The organism is Fusibacter sp. (assembly GCF_057447755.1).
This window is the reverse complement of sequence record NZ_JBVBZF010000260.1, coordinates 1-5,017: the sequence shown is the minus strand read 5'-3', so window position 1 is coordinate 5,017 and position 5,017 is coordinate 1. Positions and strand designations below refer to the sequence as shown.

Below are 5,017 nucleotides of genomic sequence, written 5' to 3'. Positions count from 1 at the left end.
TGGAACGGTACAGTGGATACGAGCACTCTTGGAACGACAATTTTTACAGCAACTTCAAGTGTGGATCCAAGCAAAACAGCAACGTTTACACTGACGGTTATCAACAGGGTGGCTGTTACTGGTCTTGCCTTGGAACCTACCTCCTTACTGATGATAAGGGGTCAAATCGCACCGCTCACAGTTGATGTTTCACCAGAAAACGCCTATAATCAAAATGTTCTTTGGACCAGTGCGAATTCACTGGTAGCAACGGTTAGTCAGTCAGGTGTGGTAACGGCAATCGGCCCAGGGACCACTACAATAACCGCAGAAACTGAGGATGGACATTATACGGCAACTTGTAGTGTTGAAGTTTGGGCAGATAGGTTACCAAATGGCATTGTTTTACATTTGGATTCTACAGTGATCAATCCAACCGGTGGTGGAAGAGTGAGTGAATGGTTGGATCAATCAGGTTATAGTAATAACTTTTACCAAGGTTCTAACAATATACGCCCTAATTTAGGCTTGTATGCACAGCTGGGCTTGCCAATTGTTGAATTTCCAAGTACCAGAAATGCGTATTTAACCCTTTATGACAATAATCTAGAAGGTGTTGATTTCTATATGGATTCAACGAGAAATTTCACAGTGTTCATCGTTGGTTCAGCTAATACAGGAAATCCAAATAGCACTTTTATCAGTAAATCAGGTGGATGGGGCACTTCGGCAACATATGCTTTTGGCTTAAACAGTCTATCGCAATTTCAACAGGTTATCAGAGGTAACAATTCAACAACAGCTGGAAATGGAAATGTTTCGCCAGGAAATAATGACTTAAATCTCCACATGAGCATGTGGGATGGCAACAATCATTATTATTATATTAATGGCACTGAAAAAATAGGCCATAATAATATTGGAACACGATCTAACCAAACAAACGATATTTATATTGGTGCTGCTGGAAACAGTAATTATTTAAGAGGTCAGATAGCAGAAATTATTGTTTTTAATAGAGCCTTATCAGATTCAGAGCGTATTCAAGTAGAAAATTATCTTCAAGACAAATGGCTTAAAATCCCTTCAGTATTCTGGCGATTTAATGCAGGGACTGAGTCGTGGATTGATGGCAATGACATTGTTAATTTTGGCTATTTAAATGAGGGTAAAATTTCAGGGAACATTGTCGGTGTTGATCCTTTTATTATGTCCCCAGTGCCTTTAAATGTGGACATCTCCGTTACAAAACGCATTAAGATAAAGCTTAAAAATAATACGAACAGCAGTATGGCTCAGCTTTATTTCACTACGGCAAGTGATCAAACGATGAATGAAACGAAGCATAAAAATTTTGCGATTGTACCAAATAGTGATTATTTGGAATATACTGTTGACTTAAGTGATTTACCATCTTGGAATGGGACTCTCAGACAACTTAGAATTGATCCGTCGGTGGGCGTAAGCTCAGGTAGCTTTGAAATCGATGAGATATTAATCATAGAATAGCTTTAAAGGAAAAGAGGGGGAAATATGATTCGAAAGCAGAAAAAAAAGAGTGGTCAAGTAATTTCGTTAGATTTTGGAAGCCATAGTATTAAATGTGTTGTCGGTCAGCATCAGAACGATAAAATTCGAATATCAAATATGTTTTCCATTCCTCTAAACGAAGAATTGTTTAGCAATGGCTACCTTATAAATCAGATACAGGTAAAATCCTTGATTCTTGAACAACTTAAAGACAGGAAGATAAAAACAAAAGATGTTGTTATTAGTGTGGAAAGTACAGAAATCATAAAAAGAGAACTTACAATTCCAAATGTCCAAGAAGAGGATCGGCTGGATTTGATCACGTATGAAATTGGTCAGTACTTGCCAATTGATTTAGATGCATATATCATCCAGTATAAAGTAATTGCAGAAAGTACAGATGCTATCGGAAACATATTAATCACAAAAGTTGGTGCTATGCCTAAGATGATGGCTGAACAATATTATAATTTACTAATGGATTGCGGTCTTACGCCTAAGGCCTTGGACCTTCATAGCCATTCACTAGAGAAGTTTGTTAAGTGGAACTACAGAAATACACGGAATTTTGAAAATGAAACAGCTGCATTTATAGATTTTGGTCATTCATTTTTAAACATCACCCTGTTCGATAAGAAGAAGATTGTCTTCGACAGACTTGTGAATATGGGGGGGCGAGAATTCGATCGCATATTAATGAATCAACTGAACTTAGATGCAATAACAGCTGAGAAAAAGAAAATTGGTGTTGATATTCATCAGGCATTTGAAGCACTTGAAGCTGCAAGAGAAGACGTAATGCACTCTGAACGACCAGAACCTAGGAATATTATATTGTTTAATACTGCATTTCACCTTGACGAATGCTTGGAAGAGCTTAATAAAGTACTCAAATATTATACTAGTAGGCATGAAAACAACCGCATTGACGGACTTTATTTTTATGGTGGAAGTTCACAATTTATAAATTTGGAAAAATATATCGAGGATAAACTTGAATTAAAAACAGAAATGGTTGTGCCATATGGTAAAATTGAATATGTTGCAAAAGAACACGACGAAGCGTTTGCAAAATATATTCATGCAATAGGCTCATTATTATAATGTTGGAGGATAATATGACAGAATTTAATTTTTTTGAGCCATATATTCAGGTCCCTAAAAAAAGAGGACTGAATCAATATATCATCGTGGCCGTTTTATGTATTTTAGCGATGGTTTTGGGCGTTTATCATATTAAGTTAATCAGTGAAAAAAATAACATATCAACAGAAATTGCAGATATACAATCTTTTCTAGATGATAAGAAAACACAACAGAAGTTAAGTGAGTTAGAGTTTAAGCAAAAGAAGATTGATAACATGAGTATTTTTTCGGTTTATTTGTCAGATTTGACTTTGAAACGTTCGTCGGAAGATGTTATTGATTCAGATTTATTTCAAATGATCAATGACCAAATGCCAAAAGAAGTGTTTTTAATGGACTTGTCTATTGATTCAGGACTAGTAAACATGCGTGGATACGCAGATTCATATGAAATGGTGGCTCAATATATTTATAATTTGAGAATGACAGGTGTTTTTAATACCCTCAGTGTTCCCAATATCCAAGAAGACGAAAATGGTATGCAGTTCAACTTAGTGGGTGTTCTGACAAAGGAGGGATATAATGAAAATAAGTAAGAGAGAGAAAACATTACTTGTGTTTTTATTAATCGCACTTTTGTTTTTTGGTTATTATTGGGTATTCATTAAGCCGCTTGAACAAAATGTGATAAGCCTTCGTTCAGATGTGGAAATGAAACGCAATGAGCAACAGCTTGTACTTACTAAATTAAAGACCTCCGAGCGTATTACCGCTGAACTTGAAACTTTGACCAATAGCATTTCTGAAAAGAGTGTGCCTTATTATACAGCCTTAACACAAGAGGAAATGATGATGAGAGCACTTGCACTTCGAACTAATCAAGAACTTTCATTTACAAAGTTTGATTATATTCCGGATGACGACAATGACCCTTTGACTACAAATTTAAGTGCTAAAATCGGTATAAATGGAGATTATTTTGCTTTGATGGCATACATTAGAAATATTGAGGCTTTTGATAAAAAAATTATCATAAAAAAGATTGCCCTCACATCAAACAATGACGGTATACTCAGTGGTGAAATGGAACTTGAGTTTTGTTCCGTCAAAGATATTGCGCCATATATTGCAGAAGATGAAACCTTGGTAACATTAAATGACAATTACCGTGACGACCTAATGCATTCTTTTATTCCTTTTGATGGGTTTGCTTTTGTAGATAATTTACCACTACCTTCATATCCTGACCAAGAGGAAACTGTGGATTATACTAATTACAGACCTAAAATTCAAATATATGGATTTGAAGATGGCAGTAATTTCTTTGTATCAAGTTCAGAGGAAACCTCTGGGCAAGTGATCAGATCACAAACTAAAGTGGCTGGTGGTTATTCTACTGAAATGACTTTTGATTTTATAACAGCAAGAGAAGTCAATGAAGCTAATTTAGTTTTTGATACAAATCCAGTAATGATACAAAAACAAGCAGAATACCTTGGTCTTTGGACTTATGCTTATGAATTTGGAAATCATGCAATTGGTGCAGTTTTGATCGATGCGACTGGTAAGGAATATAGGGTAGCGCTTACGGAAAATGTTGATTGGATAGGGTGGAAAGAATTAGAAGTTTTGCTTCCTGTAGAAATCAATTATCCATGTAAAGTTCAGAGAATATATGTTGAAGGGATAGGTTATGATCAAAAAATCAATGGTAAGTATTTATTTGATCAATTACAGATTTCTTATCCTATAGAGCAAGGGGGAAACTAAGGCATGTTCAAAAAAATCATAGCAGTGATACTTGTGTCATTTGTGATCATGGGAGGAAGCTTCATATCATTAGCAGAAGATACCACCACAACAGTAGTCCTTACACCTGAGGAAATGATGCTAAAAGAGGCAGAAGAACAAGGACGACTTTGTGGAACACTTGATGGTGAAGCAGATGGTATGGCCCTTTATTTAGAAGGTGAGTCTAATCAGTATCAATATGCGATGCTGGGAGACAACTCAATTATAAAAAAATATAATTTAGCAAATGATGACCTTTTTTATAAGTTGAATTTTTTAAATGCTTACAAAAATGCTTATCAAATTGGGTTTGCCAGCGCTTATCGAAGACTGAACTTGCTCACTGTGAATGGACCTTCTGAAAAGGCATATGAGCAGGGCTTTGAGCTTGGAAAAGTCGAAGGTGGATTTTATGGTGTAAATGATTTGTTTAATGGTCGATACAATGACTGGAAACGCTCATATCAAGAATTTATTGCCAAAGGTACGGTTAATAGTCGATATTGGTTAGATCGTGAATCTTCTGAATATCGGTTAAAATTTGCATCTGGTTTCCAGGAAGGGTATTTATCAGGGTATATAGAAAACTATCAGACACAAAATATGAGAATTGAAACGATGAATCGAAATT

The 5,017-nt window shown here is 35.6% G+C and carries 5 protein-coding genes; all 5 read left to right on the top strand.

Going from position 1 to position 5,017, the window contains the following annotated elements; translation table 11 throughout:
• The coding region (locus AC220I_RS18005) for an Ig-like domain-containing protein (RefSeq protein ID WP_486725253.1) at positions 1-1,488 on the top strand (1,488 nt) is incomplete at its 5' end.
• Between the two features lie 24 nt (positions 1,489-1,512).
• Positions 1,513-2,613, top strand: coding sequence for a pilus assembly protein PilM (gene pilM / locus AC220I_RS18000; protein WP_486725252.1), 1,101 nt, complete (start codon positions 1,513-1,515; stop codon positions 2,611-2,613).
• Positions 2,614-2,627: 14 nt separating this feature from the next.
• A complete protein-coding gene (locus AC220I_RS17995; protein WP_486725251.1) occupies positions 2,628-3,191 on the top strand; it encodes a PilN domain-containing protein in 564 nt (187 codons plus the stop codon).
• The gene (locus tag AC220I_RS17990; RefSeq protein ID WP_486725250.1) at positions 3,178-4,365 is read left to right on the top strand and encodes a hypothetical protein; all 1,188 of its coding nucleotides are present in this window, start codon (positions 3,178-3,180) and stop codon (positions 4,363-4,365) included. The genes AC220I_RS17995 and AC220I_RS17990 overlap by 14 nt, the downstream gene beginning before the upstream one ends.
• 3 nt (positions 4,366-4,368) lie before the next feature.
• The coding region (locus AC220I_RS17985; RefSeq protein ID WP_486725249.1) for a hypothetical protein at positions 4,369-5,017 on the top strand (649 nt) is incomplete at its 3' end.

Coding starts and splice junctions, on each gene's coding strand:
- pilM (WP_486725252.1), top strand. CDS start 1,513: ATGATTCGAAAGCAGAAAAAAAAGAGTGGTCAAGTAATTTCGTTAGAT.
- AC220I_RS17995 (WP_486725251.1), top strand. CDS start 2,628: ATGACAGAATTTAATTTTTTTGAGCCATATATTCAGGTCCCTAAAAAA.
- AC220I_RS17990 (WP_486725250.1), top strand. CDS start 3,178: ATGAAAATAAGTAAGAGAGAGAAAACATTACTTGTGTTTTTATTAATC.